Consider the following 17,675-nt stretch of genomic DNA (forward strand, 5'->3'; position numbering starts at 1 on the left):
GGTTTCCGGGTCTAGGATACAGCTAAGCAGTGATGGGGCGCTGCTCTAGGTGGGAGGATCGTCGTTCATGCGGGTAATCCGTAACGCGAAGCGGGTGTCTGTCCTGGGGGGTGGAGTTGTAGTGGTTGCCGCGGGCTTGAGCCTCTGGCGAGCCGCAATGTTTTGAATGAGAACGAACACGGCTGAGTAGCGGCGTTCACCGCAGGGTTCGCTGCAATGGCCTTTATCCAAGGCTGCATCATTCTTTTTTGGGACCGCCGATCAACGCCTACCGTTCTAATGCGGCCGCAGCCGGCAGATATGCTCTTAGCCCTCCTGCCCGCGGCCGTCATCGGATCCGTCTTCGCGGCCGTGGCCGAACTTTGGGATCCCGCTAGTCCCCCTATTTGGTCACTGGTCCTGTTTCTCAGTTCGCTGGCACTCTCGGTGAAGCCGGCAGAATCGGCTCTGCGCTCGGAAGTTCCGCCTTTAAACTCGATGAGTTTTTTAGACTGGATGCGATCCCAGAATTTCGGTATAGGAACTCTTCTGATCGCGATCTGGTTTACGGCGATGTACCTAACCACTCCGCTAACAATCGATGCCCTAACGCCCCTGATTATCACGCTCGCACTCGCCCAAGGGGCGGTGAGTATCTGGCGCATTGTAGAACAGCATCACATGTCCAAGAGAGGACTCCGCCTATCCGGCATGCATATCATCTGGTTGCGAGCCATCCACGTAAATCAAGGGCATGAGGCTGCCGTTATGGAGCTGCGCGCCATGTATCCCAAGATCGGTACAACTCATGCCGAGAGGGTCATCGAAAATCTCTATCAAACTGAGGAAAGAACGCTGAAAAGAAATGGGTGAATTTAAGACGGCAACGTGGGAACATGCGGGCCAGCAGCGTCCCGCATTGGCCCGGTTTCGAAGCCGTCCCGTTGCCGGCCCTTGAAGGGATAGTTCCGGACAACAGCAGGGTCTAGGCTCGGGCCATGGCGAGACGGAACGAAGGCCCAGTCAGTACCGGTGAGAATAAAAGGGAGCCACCCTTCGAGGTCCTCTTTGCTGTTTGGGCGTTACTGGGGGCGATAGCTTGCATTGACGTTCTTGGCGTTCTGGCCATTTTAGAAATGGTGAAAGAACCCCAGCCGGCGTGGGTTCCCTGGCTTTCTGGGTTTATTTTGCTTCTGCTCTCTGTCGTCGGTGCCAGTTTTATCCAGACCCTTAAAGATGGCGATCGAAACATGCGCTATTACCTGAGCTACACTGTCTTGCTGTGCGGATTCGGGTTCTCGTGGCCGCCATCCTGGAGATGGCTACTGTTCTTGGTTCCGGTGGTCCTCATCGGCCCCCTTTGGTTGCCACGAGCTCGACGCTTCTTCGGTGAGGCCCCGGATGACTCCCCAACGGGGTCTGCGGATCGGAATCCGCGCGGGCCTTTCTCTTAGAAGCTCGAGTCCGAGAATCTAACCGGCTAGTCTCCTAACGCCTCCTCAACTGGAGCACTACGGCCGTCTCACAACCCTTGGGATATGGAACGTCTCGCCGCCTGAACGAGCGCGATGACGGCATCGCCTTAATTTCCGTGGAATCGTATGGGTTCGTACGTGGCTGGCGACTCTCATAACTACGTCTCCTAACCTTCTGGTCGGATCGCTGGATATCCCGTTAGTTACGAGGCAGATCGGAGCATGGATCGCTACCGCTCGGACATTCGGTGTCCGGCAGTTCGTTGTCTTATCTATGGATCCCTTGCTAAGACGGCAGAAGGCCGCCCCAGCCCATTTTGGGTTTGATCGTTATTTGGCGGTTTCCCGCCGTCGGTGGGTGACGTCGGTCACGCATCATCGTCCAGCCAATGTGTCTCACTTTGAGATTCTCGACTTCACAGGTTTTTGTCCTTTGATAAGACTTGGGGAGTGAATGGCGCGTCTTAGATATGCCCGGGTCAGCTTGGCGGATCAGGCTACCGATCTGCAGATCCGTGAGCTGGAAACTGCGGGGTGCGAACGGATCTACGCGGATCACGGGATCAGTGGGACCCGGATAAGCCGTCCGGAGTTGGACCGGACATTGGATCGTCTCGGTAGAGGTGACGAGGTCGTGGTGTGGAAGCTGGACCGGCTGGGGCGTAACACTCGGCACCTGCTTGAGCTGTTGGATGACTTCAAATCCCGGGGCATCAAGTTCCGGTCGCTTCGGGACGGCATTGCAACTGATCCCGACAGTGACGTCGGGGGAGCGATGCCACAAGCCATGGTGACCATCATTTCTGCTTTCGCTCAACTCGAGCGAGACGAGCTCTCAGAGCGCACTAAGGCCGGCATGGCTGCCACAGCTGCCAATGGACGAAAGGCGGGACGACGGGAAGTCACTGCCGACCATGAGAAGGTATTGCGGGCGCACGAACTGAAGACAAGAGGACTCAAGCCGGCTGACATCGGAAAGATCATCGGGGCCAGCCGCGCCACCGTTTACCGCTACCTGAGCATGGAATCCCGAGGCGAATGAGAGTACCCATCCCGAAAGTTGCCTCTGTGACTGTCGTTCAGGCGCCAGGTTTTGGGACAACATCCGGGACGGTCAGATTACGAGGCGCGAACTCCAGCCGCGCAGGGGCCTGTCGCTGGTCCAAGATCCGGTCTTACTCACCTTCCGGGAACGCGAACGTGGAAGGCATTGGGGATGGCGGCGTGCCCTGGTAAAGCACGATTTGGTCGTGGGCCTTCAGGACGACCGAGGAGATGCTGCCGGGCCGCTTTTTGCCGTTCACGGTCGCGGACCAGCCGACAATAGCGGAGACCGGAAGGCGTTCTGACCGCCCTCGCTAAGTAGTGGGCGGGGCTGTGCCGGTTGGCTGAAGACACAATCAGCATCAGGTTAGGACCTCGCCAGGGACATAAATAAACTCGGTGGAGGAAATCGTTGACGCGTAGCGGTCCGACCTCTACGCTCGGGCATAGCGGATTCGAGCCGCGTTTGTATTTGGGGGGAATCCGCCATTCGTTTGGCTGTTCATGTAAACCACTCGCATCTGTAGGAAGGTATTTCCATGCTCGCACTCACCGATTATGCAATTGCTGCGCAGGTCTCGGCGCAAAACGCAGTTGCACGGGCAGTAAAGTCCGCACTCGACAAGAACAGCGAATTCCGCTGGGTCTGGCTTGTGCTGATTGGCATCTTGGTCATCGCCGCAGCGGTGGCCTGGATCTACTGCCGCAATTCGGGCTACCGTGGCTTCACCGGCCACATCGAGGCCGTCAAGGGTCCTTGGGGGATTAAGATCGGCGTCAAGCTCGGTTGCTACTAGCCTGACAACGTTTAAGGACCAATAATGGAAAACTTGCCTGACCCGCTGGCCGTCGCCGGACTCACCAAGGACTATGGAACCCGGCGTGGCGTTCAGGATCTCGACTTCACCGTGCGTGCAGGGGAAGTGACCGGGCTGCTTGGCCCCAACGGGTCAGGCAAGTCCACCACGATCCACTGCATTTCCGGCTTCATTTGCCCGACGTCCGGCGCAGTGAGCATCTGCGGCCTTCCGCACGACACCGTGGAGGCCAAGGACCGCTTTGGATTTTTCCCGGACGACCTGCCGGTCCCCGAAGCCCTGACGGCCCGCGAGCTCCTCGGTTTTCACCGGCGGCTGCGCCCGCTGTTCCATGAGGGGACGGCGTCCGGCCTGGCCGACCTCCTGGGGCTCGAGCCACACCTGGACAAATATGTGGGTGACTACTCCCACGGCATGAAGCGCAAGCTTCAGCTGGTGCTGGCGCTGTCCCACCGGCCGGACCTGCTGATTTTGGACGAGCCCATGCGCGGGCTCGATCCGGAGGCGGGACTGCTGATGAACTCGCTCCTGCGGACCTTCACACGGGAAGGCGGCGCCATCCTGATCGCAACGCACGATCTCCTTGCGGCCGAACGTTTTTGCGATTCCGTGGTGATTCTTGCCGATGGCCGGAAAGTCGCCGCAGGCCGTCCCGCGGAACTTATTCGGGAAAGCGGGTCAGCGTCATTGGAGGAATTGTTTGTCCACGCGACGGGGCTGCACCAGGCCATGGCTGGTAAAGAAGAAGAATTGCAGCGCCTGCTGTCCTACTGATATTCATGCGATAAAACCTACAGTGAAAGTGACATTGATGAACTTTATGAAAGCACTCGGCGTCGGAATCCTCGTCTCCCTGGTTGCCCTCGTCGCAATCTTTATCACGACGTTCGTCACTAACGGCAGCTTCTCCATCCCGGTCTTTATTTCCGTGGAGTCCACCACCAACGGCTCCGGGGCCCCCGAAACAAGCATGTTCTTTAACCCTCTCGGCCCGCTGGTGCTGGCCGTGGCCGCGGCCCTCGTGGTTTGGCTGGCCTCCAAGGCCAAGCGGACCACTCGACAGCAGTGAGCCGGGTGGCCGCACCGCGGCGCGTCGGCCCGCTCGCCGTCACGGCGGCCGTGCACCGCATCACGTGGCGGATGTGGTACAACGATCTGTCCCGCTCCCTTGGTTCAAAGGCCAAAGCGAAAACACTGGTCATCGCGATCCTTGCGGCCATTGCTGCGTGGACAGCCTGGTCCAGCGTGGAGCTGGGCAAACAACTGGGCCTAGACCCGGAGACCGGGCGCGAAATTGCGGTCCCCGTGGCGAGCGTCATGTTCGCGATGCCTGCCCTGGCCACACTCATGGCGGTCCTGTACGCACCGAGCCGCACTTTGCTGACCGAGCTGCTGTCCGTCCTTCCCGTGCGCGAGGCGCACGTCCGCGGTGCAACCCGCTGGCTGACAGTGGCCGTAGGGTTCTCTGGCGGATTGCTCGTCTCCGCTCCGCTCGCCCTGCAGTTTGTGTTCACCGGAAGTGCTGCCGTGGCCCTCGTGGGCGTCGGCTACGCCGTCTTCGCCGCATTGCTGGGCTGCCTGGCCACCCAGGTGCTGACGGAACTGGCCCAAGTGGCCGCCGGACGGATACTGGGCCGCAACGGCGTGATGGTCCAGGGCATCAGCGGCCTGCTCACCGCTGCGCTGCTCCTCTACTCGTTCATGACGTCGATGCCCATGAACGGCGGGGACGGCAGGGGAGTGCTCCTGCCGCTGGGCGAGGTGCTCGCCTGGCTGCTCGGTGCCACGGCACCTGCCTGGTGGGTGCTCGTCCTGGTGGCCGCGTCCCCTGTGATTCTGCTCGCGGCTCTCGGCTTGCTCGAGGCGGCGCCGCGTAAGGAGTTCGCGCCGTGGCGGCCACGTTTAGGGGGGACCCGAACAGCCAAGGCCGCGAGCAAGGGGCCCACCTTCATGGTGCTTGAACTGCGCCAGTGGCTGCGGTATCCGCCCAACGCTGTACTGCTGCTGTTCATCAACGGACTGTGCGCCGCGGCCGTTGTCTCCGCCGCCGCAACGGGCGGCGATGAGCTCGGTGTCTTCTACGTGGCGCTGGGCGTGGCCAGTGCGATCGGGATCGGCTGCTACGGACCCACCCGCCGGCACCACTGGATGTACCGGGTCACCGGCACCGCGACGGCGTGGATCGGGCCAAAGTTCAGGGCCGTCCTGCTGATCTGGGCGGGCATGATGGCGGTGTACGGGACGGCTTTCATGCTGGTTTCCGGTGCCGGGCCGGTGGAGTTTGCCCTGGCCCTGCCAATGCTGTTTGTGGAGCTGTGCGCCAGCTGTGCGCTGGGGCTGCTGCTCCCTGTCAGCCGGGACCAGTCCATCGGTGGCGCTGTGTCCGAGGCTGTTGCCGTGGTTGGCCTGCTGGGCCTGACCTTCGGCCTGCAGTCCATGCTCGCGGCATCCGCGAACCTCCTCATCAGCCTCGCCGTCCAGATAGCCATGATGGCGGCTGCCTATGCGTGGTACCTGCTGACCGCCCGCTGGCTGGCGCTGCACCGCACGGAAATGGCCAGCGCGTGAGTTCCGCGGCCCCTGGTCCGCCGCAAACAGATGGCAGCTTTGAGGAAGCAAAGGCGCGGAGCTGGGGCCATGGGAGCTGGAAACTTGGACGGGGCGCAGCCGGGGCGCTTCTCTCCGTCGCCAGGGCGGCGGTGTTGCCAGCAGCGGCCGTCGCCGTCCTGTTCTTCGGAGCTGGCGCGGCAGCAGCGCTGGCCACGGGCTTCTACGGTGAACCACTCTCCGCCGCCGGAACCGGATTCGCGACTTGCCTTTGCTCCCTGGTCGTTCATGAGGCCGCACATCTGATCGTCCTCCGCCTTGTGCTGCGCGACCAAACAGCCGGCGAAGCCAACCATTCACTGGCGTATGTGTGGATCACCGGACCGCAGATGCGGGGCGCCCAAAATGTGGCCACGGCCGCCGCCGGACCCCTTTCCGGGGCTGCGTGCTGCATAGTGTTTCTGCTGGCCGGCGCCCCGGGCTGGATCATCCTGCCGCTCGCTGCGGTCCATGCGGCCAATCTCCTTCCGGTGTTCCCGGACGGCCGGATGCTCCTGGTGGGGATCGGACAGATGTTAGTTAGCGTCCCGCCGGGCCGGCGCAGCAAGAGCCGCCTCGGTTCACTACCCGGAGGAGAATGACCCTGCCGGCCCTGGCTTCCGCCGGTCACTGCGGATCCAGCCCGCCCATGTGGGGGATAGGCGGTCAAGATGTCCCCAAGGTCTTTCAGCTGGCGTCTATTCATGGAAGACCCATTTTCGTCCGTCACGCCGCCCTAGGCAGTTGAAAGTCACTGCCCCGGGAGACCGTGTCGCCACGTCGCGCCTGATAACTATTTCGGGAAGGCCGGTCCCCTGATACCGTGCCCGAGGTCCCTGCCGCTAGACTCGACCCTGAACGCGGCGTGGGCCGCAGTGCCGGTAGTGGGGGCGGTTCCATCCAGGGCGCCCCATTCGGTCAGCAGCTGGCCCATGGTGTACGTGTCGCCGACGGGTGCCTCCACATGGATGATGCCGGAATCGTCGTGGGTGCGCAGAGATGCCCGCGGGCTTGCCGCCGGCGTTGAATTCGAAACCGATGTCGGCCGGGGACGATCATCGCCTTGCTGTTCACGAAGGTGTCCAGGTTGCGCGTGGAAGTGTTCGGCGACGCCTTCGGACTTCGGAACGTCAAGTCCGGCGGCCTTGATGCGTTCGGCCCCGCCCTGCTTATTCAGCTCCCACCCCGTGGCGTGGTTTGGTGCTTCGGTCTCGGCCGGCTGGGCTGAGTCGCCGGGTGCCGCGGCAGAGCACGCCGACGCGGTGACTGTAAGAAAAGCGGTGGGACTCTAGGCTAATGGACACGAGAACGTCCGCGTATTGCAGCGTGCCATCCGTGACACCATGACCGAGCATGCGGGTGTCGTACGGAACGAAGAAGGTCTTACGCAGGGCCTCGCCGAACTCGACGGGATTGAAGCCCGCATCACAGCGGTGGGTGTGCATGCCGACATCGCCGGATATCAGGATCTTGCTCACGCCTTCGATCTGAAGGCGGCCGCTCTTGCGGCGCGCGCGACGCTTGAAGCGGCCCGTGAACGCTGTGAAACCCGCGGCTGTCATAGCCGCAGCGACTATCCGGATCTTGATCCAACCTTGCAGGTGAACCTCGTTTGGTCTCCTGCTCGTGGCATCGAGCACGAAGGCATCGCGCCCGTATCGCACGAGATCGCGACACTCATGCGTCAACCGGTCACAACGGCGGACAAACTCGTCGAGTAAACCAGCATCGGATTCGGTTCGCCAAACTCGAAATGGAACGTGGCTTGCTCCCTTACGACTTTTACCGCCTCATCGACAGCACCGCCAGACTGTCCGATTTCGAATGCCATAATCGAGCCGCAATTCCGCGGCTGTGGTCCGCCCGGGGGACCAGTAACATAGGGGGCATGATTGCCGACACCGGGTCAGACGCCGAATTAGAAACCGCGTCGACGATATTCGCGGAGGTCCGTTCTCGGTTGTTCGGGATTGCCTACCGGATGCTCGGCAGTGTCAGCGAGGCGGAGGACATCGTCCAAGAGACGTGGGTTCGGTGGCAGACATGCGATCGCAGCACGGTTCGGAATGCGCCGGCGTTCCTGGCGACCACCGCCACCCGTCTTGCCATCAATGTCGGGCAGTCGGCACGTGTCCGTCGTGAGACTTATGTCGGTCCGTGGCTGCCCGAGCCGGTGGACACAAGCGCCGATCCTGAACTGGGCGCAGTACGTGGTGAAGCGCTCGAGCTGGCCGTGTTGCTGATACTGGAAAAGTTGTCGCCGACAGAACGGGCCGCGTACGTGTTGCGGCAAGCATTCGACTACCCGTATGAGCAGATCGCGGAGATCATCCAACAGACAGAAGCGAATGCCCGGCAGCTGGTAAGCCGGGCGCGCAAACGCCTTGCCGAGGAGAAACGCGCAACGGTGAGCGTGACCGAGCAGCGGCATCTGCTGGAAGCATTCCTGGTTGCTGCGCGAACCGGAAATCTGGCCGCGCTGGAGGCATTGTTCGCCGCGGACGTCGTCAGCTACTCCGACGGCGGCGGTAAGGTTCGGGCTTCCAAGTTCCCTGTTGTCGGACGGGAACGGGTCGCGAAGTACTATCGGGCATTCGCGGCGCGCTTCTGGGATGGTGTCGATACCGAGCCCTTCATGGCTAACGGGCGGCCCTCGGCACGGCTGGCACGGGACGGGGTGGTGTTTGCGGTGGTGACTCTCACGGCGTCTGCCGATGGTATTGATCGGCTGTTGTGGACGATGAATCCGGACAAGCTCTCCGGCGTGGCGAGGGTTGGCGGCTGACCTGTGGGCTTCCTGAACCGATCATGTGGCAGGGCTAATGTCTGAGATCGGCCCGGCGCAGTATGGTCCGCGTGTGCGTATGAGAGCCCGTGCGTCGGACGAACCCCACGCCATGCAAGCCAGCTGGAGCTGCTGTTCGACCTCACTTTCGTGGTCGCTGTCGCCAGCCTTACAGCGCAACTGGCGCACGGGATCGCTGAAGATCATCTAGCAGGGTCGATCCTGCCGTTCCTGCAGGTGTTCTTCGCGATCTAGTGGGCGTGGATGAACTTCACCTGGTTTGCGTCTGCGTTCGACACGGACGACGATGCGCTTTACCGGCTGCTGACGATGCTGCAAATGGGAGGCGTGCTGCTGCTGGGTGCAGGTGTGCCGGAGGCCTTCAACGACGGTGACTATCTGGGGGTCACCCTGGGCTTTATTGTGTCCTTCAACTGGGGTGGGTCCTGCGGTTGGTGTTGCAGGAGGCGGGGTAAAATAGCGAGCACCACGAACGCGACGAGCTGCAGCTGCCCCGGCAACAACCGCGAATCCGACCGCGTATCGTAAGGCCGTCCGGCGGCTGGCCGGATTCTGTTCGGCGAAAGCGTGTTGGCCGCATCGAATGGCGTGGCCGCTGCATTGAGATCCGGCGGCGTGAGCGCATACTTGGTTGCTGTCTCGGCCTCCAGCCTCGTGCTGTTGTTCGCCCTGTGGTGGTTGTACTTCCTCCAGCCGGCGGGTGAGACATTGTCCAAAAATCGTGACAAATCATACCTGTGGGGATACTGGCACTTCGCCATCTTTGCGGCCTTAGCCGCCCTCGGCGCAGGCCTCGAAGTTGCGATCACGCTCCCGCTGACCGGACCTCAGCCCCTGGCGCAGGCGTTTATCGCCGGGCACTGCGTCGCGATTCCGACCGCCGTTTTAATGGGATTGTTGTGGGCGATTCTCGCGCCGCTCACCGTCCGGCGAGTCATCCGCCCGTCGGTGATATTGCCAGCGGTGGGGACGGTGCTGGCGATTCCGGCTAGCGTCAGTGCGATCGGGGTTGCCGGAGTGGTGGGCGGAATCGCGGTTGTGAGTGCAGTGGTCGTCGTGGTGACGGTGTTGCAACCCGGACAGAAGCGGGAAGCAAGCTGATCGATCACGGATCCTGCCGCGTGGCACTTTTCGGCTGTTCCGAAAGTTGGCCCAGACAAGCCCCCGGAGTTACGAACTTTGGCGCTGAACTAGCGTGCAATTTTCCCAACGCTGTCACAGATTGATTTGGTTCCCGGTCATAGCTGGTGGACGGAATGTCACGACATTCCGCTAAGCCATTATCGAAGGGAAAATCATCATGAAGATCGTTGTTATCGGCGGCACTGGCCTGATCGGCAAGCAGGTTGTGGAGATCCTAAGCAGTCAGGGCCATGAGGCGAAAGCGGCGTCCCCTTCCACCGGGGTGGATTCGGTGACCGGCCAGGGATTGGATGAGGCGATGGCGGGGGCGGACGTAGTTGTCGACCTGACGAACACCGCCGATTTCGATGAGAAGGTAGTCGTTCCCTTCTTCTCCACTTCATCCCACAATCTTCTCGCCGCCGAGCAAAAGGCAGGCGTGCAACATCATGTGGCTCTGTCCGTCGTTGGAACCGACCGTATCGGGGCCGCCAGCTACTTTGCCGGAAAGACTGCGCAGGAGAAGGCTGTTAGAGAAGGCGGAGTGCCGTACACCATTCTGCGGGCCACTCAATTCTTCGAGTTCATCCCGATGATCGCTGACGCCGGAACACGCGGCGGGTCGGTTTATGTGACAAGTCACCTGATGCAGCCCATGGCTGCTGCAGACGTTGCTCGCATTGTGGCGGAGACGGCGGTCTCGCCTGCGATTGACGGCGTCCTTGAAATGGCGGGCCCTGAGCGCGCAGGACTTAATGAATTCGTGGGTCGGGTTCTCGCGGCCCGCAATGATTCCCGCCCAGTGGTCATTGATACCGAAGCCGGCTACTTCGGTATACCGATCGAAGAGACAAGCATCGTTCCCGTCGGTGAAACCCGCATCGGGGACATCACCCTCAAGGAGTGGCTGAACTTGACGTCATAGCACGGCCTGTAGCTACGTCTCCGCGACTATAGGAGATTTCGCCAGCAGCGTTTCTCCCGATTAACGGACGCTACCCAGCTCCGGACACCATAGCCAGGACATCGGCTAGCTCGGCAGCAGCATGACCGCAGGCTGGAATTCACCCGCGTTGAACCCGGACCATCTCTCCGGGCGTTACAAGGGTTGGCACCTGACCTATGGCGTCCCATTGTGAGCCTGTCTACGACACCCACTATGACGCAGTACCCGGACGCGGATGAAGCAATCTTCCTCAGGCTGTCACAGATTGCGTTGGCACACGGTCACAGCTGGTGGACGGATGTCACTGCATCCCTCTGCGTCACTTATCGGAAGGAAGATCATGAAGATCGTAGTTATCGGCGGAACCGGACTCATCGGGTCGAAACTGGTCAACAAGCTCGGCGAACACGGACACGAAGCAGTGGCCGCTTCCCCTGACTCGGGTGTGAACACCCTCACCGGCGAAGGCCTCGCGGACGTGCTGCAGGGCGCCGACACTGTAGTCGACGTGTCGAACTCGCCCTCGTTTGAAGATGCAGCTGTGCTGAACTTCTTCACTACGTCCACCCGCAACCAGCTCGCCGCGGAGAAGGAAGCCGGTGTCGGCCACCACGTCGCACTGTCGGTCGTCGGCACCGAGCGTTTGGCCGAGAGCGGCTACTTCCGGGCGAAAATCGCCCAGGAGAAGCTCATCAAGGAATCAGGTGTCCCGTACTCCATTGTCCATGCGACGCAGTTTTTCGAGTTCGTCAAGAGCATCGCACAGGCCGCGACCGACGGAAACACCGTTCGTCTGTCACCCGCGCTGATTCAGCCCATGGCCGCTGAGGACGTAGCCACCGCTGTTGCCCGCACCGCCGTCGGAAGTCCACAAAATGCCACCATCGAGGTCGCCGGCCCCGAGCAATTCGGTCTCGACGAGCTCATCCGCAAGCGCCTCAGCTTCCAAGGCGACCCCCGCGAGGTCGTCACCGACCCCAACGCACGCTACTTCAACGCCCTGCTCCAGGATCGCGAACTGCTCCCCGGCAACGAAGCGACCATTTATAACACCCGCTTCGAAGAATGGCTGAACCAGCAGTAGCCGGACAGCGCGGGGTGCCCTTCACAGAGGACGTTGAAGGGCACCCCGCTCCCCAGCTTTTTCGATAGAAGGCAATACTTTCTGAAAGCAGACCGCCATGGGCAATCACATTCGCTTGAACCAAGCCGTACCAGCGGCATACAAGACCTTGCTGCTCCTTAACGACGAATCCTCTACCGCGGCCGGTGTAGCAGGCCTGGAACCCCTCCTCATCGAGCTCGTCAAGATTCGCTGCTCCCAAATCAACGGCTGCGCGTTCTGCCTGAGGATGCACATCCGCGACGCCATCTCCCACGGCGAAACCCAGGACCGCCTCGCCATCCTGCCCGCCTGGCGGGATACCGGGTACTTCACCCCAGAAGAGAGACATGCCCTCGCCATCGCAGAGAGCACAACCCTGATCTCCGACCGGCTGACCCTGCCCCAAGACGAAGTGGCAGCACTCAACGACGACCAGATAGCCGCAGTGGAATGGGTGGCAATCACAATCAACGCGTTCAACCGGGTGGCAATCTCCAGCCACTACGACGTCCGCAACTGAACTCGGGCATCCAGCGGTACGCTCGGGGAGTCGTCAGGATAAACGCTGAGGCTGGCCCAGGCGTACGTGCGGGCACTTCGGGCAGACGACCGTCCCGGGCAGATCATCAACGTCGCCTCCACCGGCGGATTCAAGCCCAACATCGACTTCGAGGCCTACGACGCCTCCAAGGGCGGCGTCGTCATGCTGACCCGCTCGCTGGCGCTGAATCTCGCCAAGTTCGGCATCCGCGTCAACGGCATCGCTCCCGGACTCGTCAGGACGCCCGGTGTCGGTGCAATGGATGAGAACTCCACCGCGAGCGTCAACCAGGTCACCGGGCGTGTCCTCCTCAAGCGACTCGGCGGGCCCCGACGACATCGCCAAGGTCGCCCTGTTCCTGGCCAGCAACGCTGCCCTCATCTCCTAACGCGCACCCGCGCCCCCAAGCCCAGCCCCAACAACACCCCACCCCAAGGAGTCACGCCAAATGACCGACTACGAGCAGACCCCCATGCAGAGGATGATGGGCGACTTCGCCCCTACCTTCGTGTCTCTGACCGACGAGGTGCTCTTCGGTCAGGTGTGGTCCCGGCCCGAGCTATCCCGCCGCGACCGCAGCCTTGCCACGATCAGCAGCCTCGTCTCGACAGGAAACATCGAGCAGCTCGAAGCGCACATCCCCATGGGTATCGCCAACGGACTGACCAAGGAAGAGATCATCGAAGCGATCACTCATGTCGCGTTCTACGCCGGCTGGCCGCGCGCGGTCTCCGCCCTCACCCTCGCCCAGCGCATTCTCACCAAGTAGCACCCCCGAAAAGGAAAAATTATGATCATCGAACCCCAGCGCGAGACCATCCTGAACCCGGAAGCACAGTTCCCCGGCGGAGTGTGCCTCGACGTCATCGCAGCACCACACGGACCCAGCAGCGCTCGACAATGGCGAAAGTACGCTTCCAGCCCGGAGTCCGCACCGCCTGGCACTCCCACGCCCGCGGCCAGTACCTGCAAGTCACTGACGGCATCGTCCGGTTCGGCGACCGCGACGGCAACATCATCGAAGTCCACCCCGACCAGACCCTCTACAGACCCCCGGCGAAGAGCACTGGCACGCAGCAGCCCCCGGGATGTTTATGGAACATATCGTGCTCCTGGAAGCCGACGACGGCGCCGACATCGCCTCCTGGTGGGCGAGCAAATCACCGACGACGGGTTCGAAGGCCGCTAAACCGTCCCGCCCATCCCCTCCTGTACCGATCACTAACCCTGGAAGGCACTACCTCCTCATGCGCGCAACCACCTCCGCGCACCCGGCGACGTCGGCGTCGAAGACCGCGGCAAACCCACCATCCAGCACCCCACCGACGCGATCATCAAGGTCGCCGCAGCGTGTGTTGCGGATCCGATTTGTGGCCCTACCGCGGCACCGTTCCCACCGACGAGCCACATCCGATGGGGCACGAATACGTCAGCATCGTCGAGGAGATCGGCGACGACGTCCACACCATCCAGGTCGGCCAGTTCGTCGTCGGCGACAACACCTGTCAGATCTGCCGCTCCGGTTACCAGTCCAGCTGCATCCATCGCGAGGTGATATCCGTGGCCTCTTCATGCCTTCACCGTTAGAGCGTCATGCGCAGCAAGCTGGCCAAGTCAAGGAGTTTGTCGGGGGTCACCCGGTGGTTTGGAGCCAGAAGACGGCTTTTTCTTCCTCCGTGAAGTATTTCGTTGGGCACTTGGGCGGCGCCAGCCGCAGAAGGGTGTGGGCGATGACGCGGTCGACCGGGGTATCGCCCAGGATGGCGAACGCCGTGACGGCGGCTGCTTCACAATAAAGGCTGATTGCTGTCCGACTGACGGAGCCGACGCCGCTGACCTGTAGCAGCACGGCTCCGGGCTTTCCTCCGGTGAGCGCCAGCAGTTCTGCACCTGTCCGGATACAGTCATCGTCTGTGATGCGGGTGTTGGGCCGCAGGATGATCCGGGTACTCCCGGACTCAGGCGGTCGACGGCGAAGTCTGAGTAGCTCTCGGTAAGAAGGAGATCCGGCGAGGGCATGGTCAGGGCTTCCGCAGGAGTCCGGACCAGGATCGTGGGCTCCGGGAGCGGCTCCCGGTTTTCGGTGAGAGGTTGAATTGTCATTGACTCCCCCAAGTCGTTGCATCAACCGCAGCATCGCCGCCGGCTGGTCGTCCCGGGCACGTTGCGGCCGGGTTTCCGTCAGGCTATATCGAAAACGGTGGCTCGTCGAGCAACTGGCCGTCCGTACGGGAAGAGTAGCCCTGGCCGGGATCAGCGGTATAGGAGGAACGATCCACAACAAACCCCGCTGCAGCGTTTTACACACAGCCTCATTGCCGTCCACGACTTCCTTAATCGTCGTGAACCTCGGTGAGACGGCGGCCACGACTGTTCCGTCTGCTGCAGTCAGCCGAAAATATCTCTGAACGCTTCACACAATGATGCCGCTGCGTGTGCGTGCGCCGATCGAGCTGACGCTTACCCCTCACCCACGTCGCGGTGGACCTGATTCAAGAGATTGACATAGAAAGACGGCACCGCCTACATCGTGGTCAGGACGCCAGTGCCACACCTGCCTACCTCGAAGTCGACTGCGAGCTCGCAAAGGGGGGCTGAAACAGACCATGATCGTCACTGCTTAAACCGTCACGTTCAGGTGCGGCGGACGGAAGTTAGTCGCCGGGGCTGCATGGCTTGATGGCGGCCGGGGCAGGTTCGCCGGCTCTCAGCTCCCTGATCTTGGCTATACGTGTTTTTGTTTCCGGGTCCGCTTCGAGCTTCGCGTAGACAGGCGCGCCCGCCGACTTGAACGCGGCAAGCTCGTTTTCAGTCGCCGTGACAACGGTGCCACCGTCCTTACAGAAGTTGGCGGCGTCGTCCGCGGACGTGGTCATGGCGTCGGCCGCCCAGGTACGGGTAGCTGCCGCAGCGTCCTGGAGGGCCTGCCGCTGAGCCTCGCTCAGGGCTTGAAAGCTGTGGGTGTTGGCCACGAGGGAGTTCAACTTTGAATAAAGCACCACGTTAGCGGCCGCAGTCGTGGGCTGAGGCAAGGACTTGGCCCCCAAGAACGACGACTCCGCCGCGACAACTTCTCCGGCGGCAACGCCCTCTGGGAACGCATCACCCACAAGATCGTCGGGGGTGGCCCCGAACGCCTTCAGCAACGCATACGTGGTGTCGGAGCGGGGAGCCCGCACCGTCTTCCCGGCAAGATCTGAAGGCTTGAGTACCGGTCCGCGGAAGGAGAAGAGCATTCGCGTGCCTTCGGGGAACAGGGCCAGACCGGACACACCGACTTTGTCCAGTCCTCCCAGCATCTCGTCCGCAATGGCGGGCTCCGCCACTTTTGCCATGAGGGCATTTGATGTCACCAGGAACGGGGCGTGCAAGGCGGCGAACGAACTCACACCTTCGGTGTCCCAAGCCCGGGCGGGAATGAGACCCATATCGAAGTCGCCGGCAATCACTCCGCGTGCCACGGCTTGATCCCAGTCGTCCTTGTCCTCGCCTACGGCCTTCCAGACAGGTTCGATGAGGACTCTGCCGCCTGAGAGTTCCTTGACCTGGCGGGAGAATTCTTCGATCTGGGCGGCGGCCGGGCGGCCGGGTTCGTCATCGGTGGCAATCCGCAGGGTTTTGGTTTGTTCCGTGGCAGGCGGGCTGGCGGTGGGCGCACTGCACCCTGATGCGGCCAGAATCCCGATTAGACCCGCGGCCACCGTGCCGATGAATTTGAACCGTTGTTTCATGTCCACGCGCCTTCCGGATGATGAACCAGTGGGACAGACATCAGGGATAAGCGTGAAGCAGTGGTAGACGTAGCGTCGCCAGTAATGGGGGTCCCTGAGGAATGCTGCGCTTCCTCCCGCCATTGTTCAGCTGACAGCGAAGGAGTATCTTGCGGATAGCCACGTTGTGTAGCGTCGATGCACGGCTGATCGGGGCCTCGACGGCCAGCCGGGGAGGATGTGGAGATTGCTTTCCTTTTTCGGCCTATCCAGTCGAGGATGTCGTTCATTCTGTGGTGGCGGGCGGTGTGTTTATCGGTACCAGCCAGCCGACGGAGCGTTCAAAGTTGGAAGCGAGTGTCCGTGTTCTCGGTCCAGTGCTGCCAAGGGTGGAGAAGTAGATAACACCGGCGTGGGCACCTATGGCGTCGAGTCGTTCTCTGACCCATACCTTGGCGTCTTTCAGGCTCTTCATGGGAATGGTTTCCCTGGTTGTGTGGGAACCACTCAGGCGGATACCCAGCTGAAAGTCCCCTTCTTGCGGATGCTCGGGCTGGTGGACGGAATCGCTCTCGTCGCGCCTGCTGATTAGGACTTGCGCGGAGGCCTCAAGAATTTGAAGGGTCCACGTGGTAACTGCCATGCGTGTACTTCTCCATCCTGAGTCGCGAGATAACCGTCTCCACGGTGTCCTCATCGCTGACCACGCATGCAGGTCCGGTAACGTCAGCTAAACCACCCAGACTTTTCAGATACAGCATGAATTGTTCCGAGCTGGACTGTTTGGAGTTCTTGCACCCTCTCTAGGGTAGTTGCGGGATGTGCCGACACATCCAACACTAGCCCCGGCGGACCCCGTTGCACCTGAGCTCCAGAAATCGTTCCTGTGGCTTTGTTCGTCCCGCCGATACGCTGAAGGCAGTCGAAGGGCGGCATGGGGGCGCATAGTTAGACGATGGCAACTTTTGATTCCCGGAGTTTTTACACGCGTGGTGACTCTTTCAGCGTTGGGGCTTCACGGGAACATGTCGAGCGTGCGCTCCTGGACTTTGGGGCGACGGATGTTCGTTTCAGTCAGCGCGGGCGCCTCAGCGCCATCGCGTTCAGGGCCTGCGGAAGGCAGTTCCGCATTGTCATCTCATTGCCGCAGCCCGACGGAATCTCTGCTGTCCTGGGAGGCGCCGCGGATGTCCACGGCGAAGTTACAGCAAAAGTCCTGGAGCTCAATGCCCGCAGGGTTTGGCATGCCTTCGCCCTATCGACTGAGGCCAAACTCGCAGCGGTGGCAGCCGGGGTTGCCACTCTCGAATCGGAATTTCTCGCCCATGTGGTTCTCCCCGGGAACCGTACCGTGATCGACGAACTCGAACCAGTCATTGCGTCTGCCTATCAGTCCGGGCAACATCCCTCAATCAGCAATACCGCTACACCGCGGGCCGATTAGATGTATTGCCCATGGGTATCCGGTGGGTGGACGCGGTGTTTTGCGGGAGTTATTTCCGTAAAAGTGAGGACCTTCGTTTCCGCAGTCGAGTTACGGAGA

At 61.5% G+C, this 17,675-nt stretch carries 19 protein-coding genes and 4 pseudogenes; 19 read left to right on the top strand and 4 right to left on the bottom strand.

Annotated features, from left to right (window positions below):
* Window positions 1-216: 216 nt before the first annotated feature.
* The 7 genes from QFZ23_RS11900 to QFZ23_RS11930 all read left to right on the top strand — a co-directional run bounded on the left by QFZ23_RS11900 (window position 217) and on the right by QFZ23_RS11930 (window position 6,504).
* Entirely contained in the window at window positions 217-852 is a 636-nt protein-coding gene (locus QFZ23_RS11900; RefSeq protein ID WP_306923158.1) for a hypothetical protein, read from the top strand.
* A 1,056-nt stretch (window positions 853-1,908) separates the two neighbouring features.
* Window positions 1,909-2,496 (top strand): recombinase family protein, encoded by a 588-nt coding sequence (locus QFZ23_RS11905; RefSeq protein WP_306923160.1) that lies wholly within the window; start codon window positions 1,909-1,911, stop codon window positions 2,494-2,496.
* A 541-nt stretch (window positions 2,497-3,037) separates the two neighbouring features.
* Window positions 3,038-3,295, top strand: a complete 258-nt coding sequence (locus tag QFZ23_RS11910) for a hypothetical protein (RefSeq protein WP_306923162.1) — start codon at window positions 3,038-3,040, stop codon at window positions 3,293-3,295.
* Window positions 3,296-3,319: 24 nt separating this feature from the next.
* Window positions 3,320-4,090: an ABC transporter ATP-binding protein gene (locus tag QFZ23_RS11915; protein ID WP_306923164.1), complete on the top strand. Its 771-nt coding sequence runs from the start codon at window positions 3,320-3,322 to the stop codon at window positions 4,088-4,090.
* Window positions 4,091-4,127: 37 nt separating this feature from the next.
* Complete coding sequence (locus QFZ23_RS11920; RefSeq protein ID WP_306923165.1) at window positions 4,128-4,385, top strand: hypothetical protein; 258 nt, start codon at window positions 4,128-4,130, stop codon at window positions 4,383-4,385.
* 5 nt (window positions 4,386-4,390) lie between these two features.
* Window positions 4,391-5,884 carry a hypothetical protein gene (locus tag QFZ23_RS11925; protein WP_306923167.1) on the top strand — a complete coding sequence of 498 codons (1,494 nt, stop codon included), beginning with the start codon at window positions 4,391-4,393 and terminating at the stop codon, window positions 5,882-5,884.
* A gap of 131 nt (window positions 5,885-6,015) precedes the next feature.
* Window positions 6,016-6,504, top strand: coding sequence for a hypothetical protein (locus tag QFZ23_RS11930; RefSeq protein WP_306923170.1), 489 nt, complete (start codon window positions 6,016-6,018; stop codon window positions 6,502-6,504).
* Between the two features lie 191 nt (window positions 6,505-6,695).
* Here QFZ23_RS11930 and QFZ23_RS11935 read toward each other — a convergent pair whose 3' ends face one another.
* Window positions 6,696-6,866, bottom strand: a complete 171-nt coding sequence (locus tag QFZ23_RS11935) for a hypothetical protein (RefSeq protein ID WP_306923172.1) — start codon at window positions 6,864-6,866, stop codon at window positions 6,696-6,698.
* Between the two features lie 328 nt (window positions 6,867-7,194).
* Between QFZ23_RS11935 and QFZ23_RS11940 the strand changes: the two are divergent.
* The 11 genes and pseudogenes from QFZ23_RS11940 to QFZ23_RS11985 all read left to right on the top strand — a co-directional run.
* Window positions 7,195-7,623, top strand: a pseudogene (locus tag QFZ23_RS11940) (succinate dehydrogenase); the annotation flags it as partial.
* Between the two features lie 167 nt (window positions 7,624-7,790).
* Window positions 7,791-8,687 carry an RNA polymerase sigma-70 factor gene (locus QFZ23_RS11945; RefSeq protein WP_306923173.1) on the top strand — a complete coding sequence of 299 codons (897 nt, stop codon included), beginning with the start codon at window positions 7,791-7,793 and terminating at the stop codon, window positions 8,685-8,687.
* 150 nt (window positions 8,688-8,837) lie between these two features.
* Window positions 8,838-9,236: pseudogene (locus QFZ23_RS11950) on the top strand (low temperature requirement protein A).
* Window positions 9,237-9,260: 24 nt separating this feature from the next.
* Window positions 9,261-9,809: a low temperature requirement protein A gene (locus QFZ23_RS11955; protein WP_306926814.1), complete on the top strand. Its 549-nt coding sequence runs from the start codon at window positions 9,261-9,263 to the stop codon at window positions 9,807-9,809.
* A gap of 199 nt (window positions 9,810-10,008) precedes the next feature.
* Entirely contained in the window at window positions 10,009-10,755 is a 747-nt protein-coding gene (locus tag QFZ23_RS11960; RefSeq protein WP_306923174.1) for an SDR family oxidoreductase, read from the top strand.
* Window positions 10,756-11,116: 361 nt separating this feature from the next.
* Window positions 11,117-11,860, top strand: a complete 744-nt coding sequence (locus tag QFZ23_RS11965; protein WP_306923175.1) for an SDR family oxidoreductase — start codon at window positions 11,117-11,119, stop codon at window positions 11,858-11,860.
* Window positions 11,861-11,957: 97 nt separating this feature from the next.
* Entirely contained in the window at window positions 11,958-12,401 is a 444-nt protein-coding gene (locus QFZ23_RS11970) for a carboxymuconolactone decarboxylase family protein (RefSeq protein ID WP_306923176.1), read from the top strand.
* A gap of 66 nt (window positions 12,402-12,467) precedes the next feature.
* A pseudogene (locus tag QFZ23_RS23765) lies at window positions 12,468-12,692 on the top strand (SDR family NAD(P)-dependent oxidoreductase); the annotation flags it as partial.
* Window positions 12,685-12,810, top strand: coding sequence for a hypothetical protein (locus QFZ23_RS11975; RefSeq protein WP_306923178.1), 126 nt, complete (start codon window positions 12,685-12,687; stop codon window positions 12,808-12,810). The pseudogene QFZ23_RS23765 and the gene QFZ23_RS11975, both read left to right, overlap by 8 nt.
* Window positions 12,811-12,870: 60 nt before the next feature.
* Window positions 12,871-13,191 (top strand): carboxymuconolactone decarboxylase family protein, encoded by a 321-nt coding sequence (locus QFZ23_RS11980; protein ID WP_306923179.1) that lies wholly within the window; start codon window positions 12,871-12,873, stop codon window positions 13,189-13,191.
* 540 nt (window positions 13,192-13,731) lie between these two features.
* Window positions 13,732-13,970, top strand: a pseudogene (locus QFZ23_RS11985) (alcohol dehydrogenase catalytic domain-containing protein); the annotation flags it as partial.
* A gap of 85 nt (window positions 13,971-14,055) precedes the next feature.
* Here the strand turns inward: QFZ23_RS11985 and QFZ23_RS23860 are convergent.
* The 3 genes from QFZ23_RS23860 to QFZ23_RS12000 all read right to left on the bottom strand — a co-directional run bounded on the left by QFZ23_RS23860 (window position 14,056) and on the right by QFZ23_RS12000 (window position 16,775).
* On the bottom strand, window positions 14,056-14,559 hold the full coding sequence (locus QFZ23_RS23860) for a DUF7793 family protein (protein WP_444861253.1): 504 nt from the start codon (window positions 14,557-14,559) through the stop codon (window positions 14,056-14,058).
* Between the two features lie 517 nt (window positions 14,560-15,076).
* Window positions 15,077-16,153, bottom strand: coding sequence for a TRAP transporter substrate-binding protein (locus QFZ23_RS11995; protein WP_306923182.1), 1,077 nt, complete (start codon window positions 16,151-16,153; stop codon window positions 15,077-15,079).
* Between the two features lie 265 nt (window positions 16,154-16,418).
* Window positions 16,419-16,775 (bottom strand): hypothetical protein, encoded by a 357-nt coding sequence (locus QFZ23_RS12000; RefSeq protein ID WP_306923184.1) that lies wholly within the window; start codon window positions 16,773-16,775, stop codon window positions 16,419-16,421.
* A gap of 312 nt (window positions 16,776-17,087) precedes the next feature.
* Between QFZ23_RS12000 and QFZ23_RS12005 the strand changes: the two genes are divergently transcribed.
* Window positions 17,088-17,576 (top strand): hypothetical protein, encoded by a 489-nt coding sequence (locus tag QFZ23_RS12005; protein WP_306923185.1) that lies wholly within the window; start codon window positions 17,088-17,090, stop codon window positions 17,574-17,576.
* Window positions 17,577-17,675 lie beyond the last annotated feature (99 nt).

The organism is Arthrobacter globiformis (assembly GCF_030818015.1).
Taxonomy (GTDB): domain Bacteria; phylum Actinomycetota; class Actinomycetes; order Actinomycetales; family Micrococcaceae; genus Arthrobacter; species Arthrobacter globiformis_C.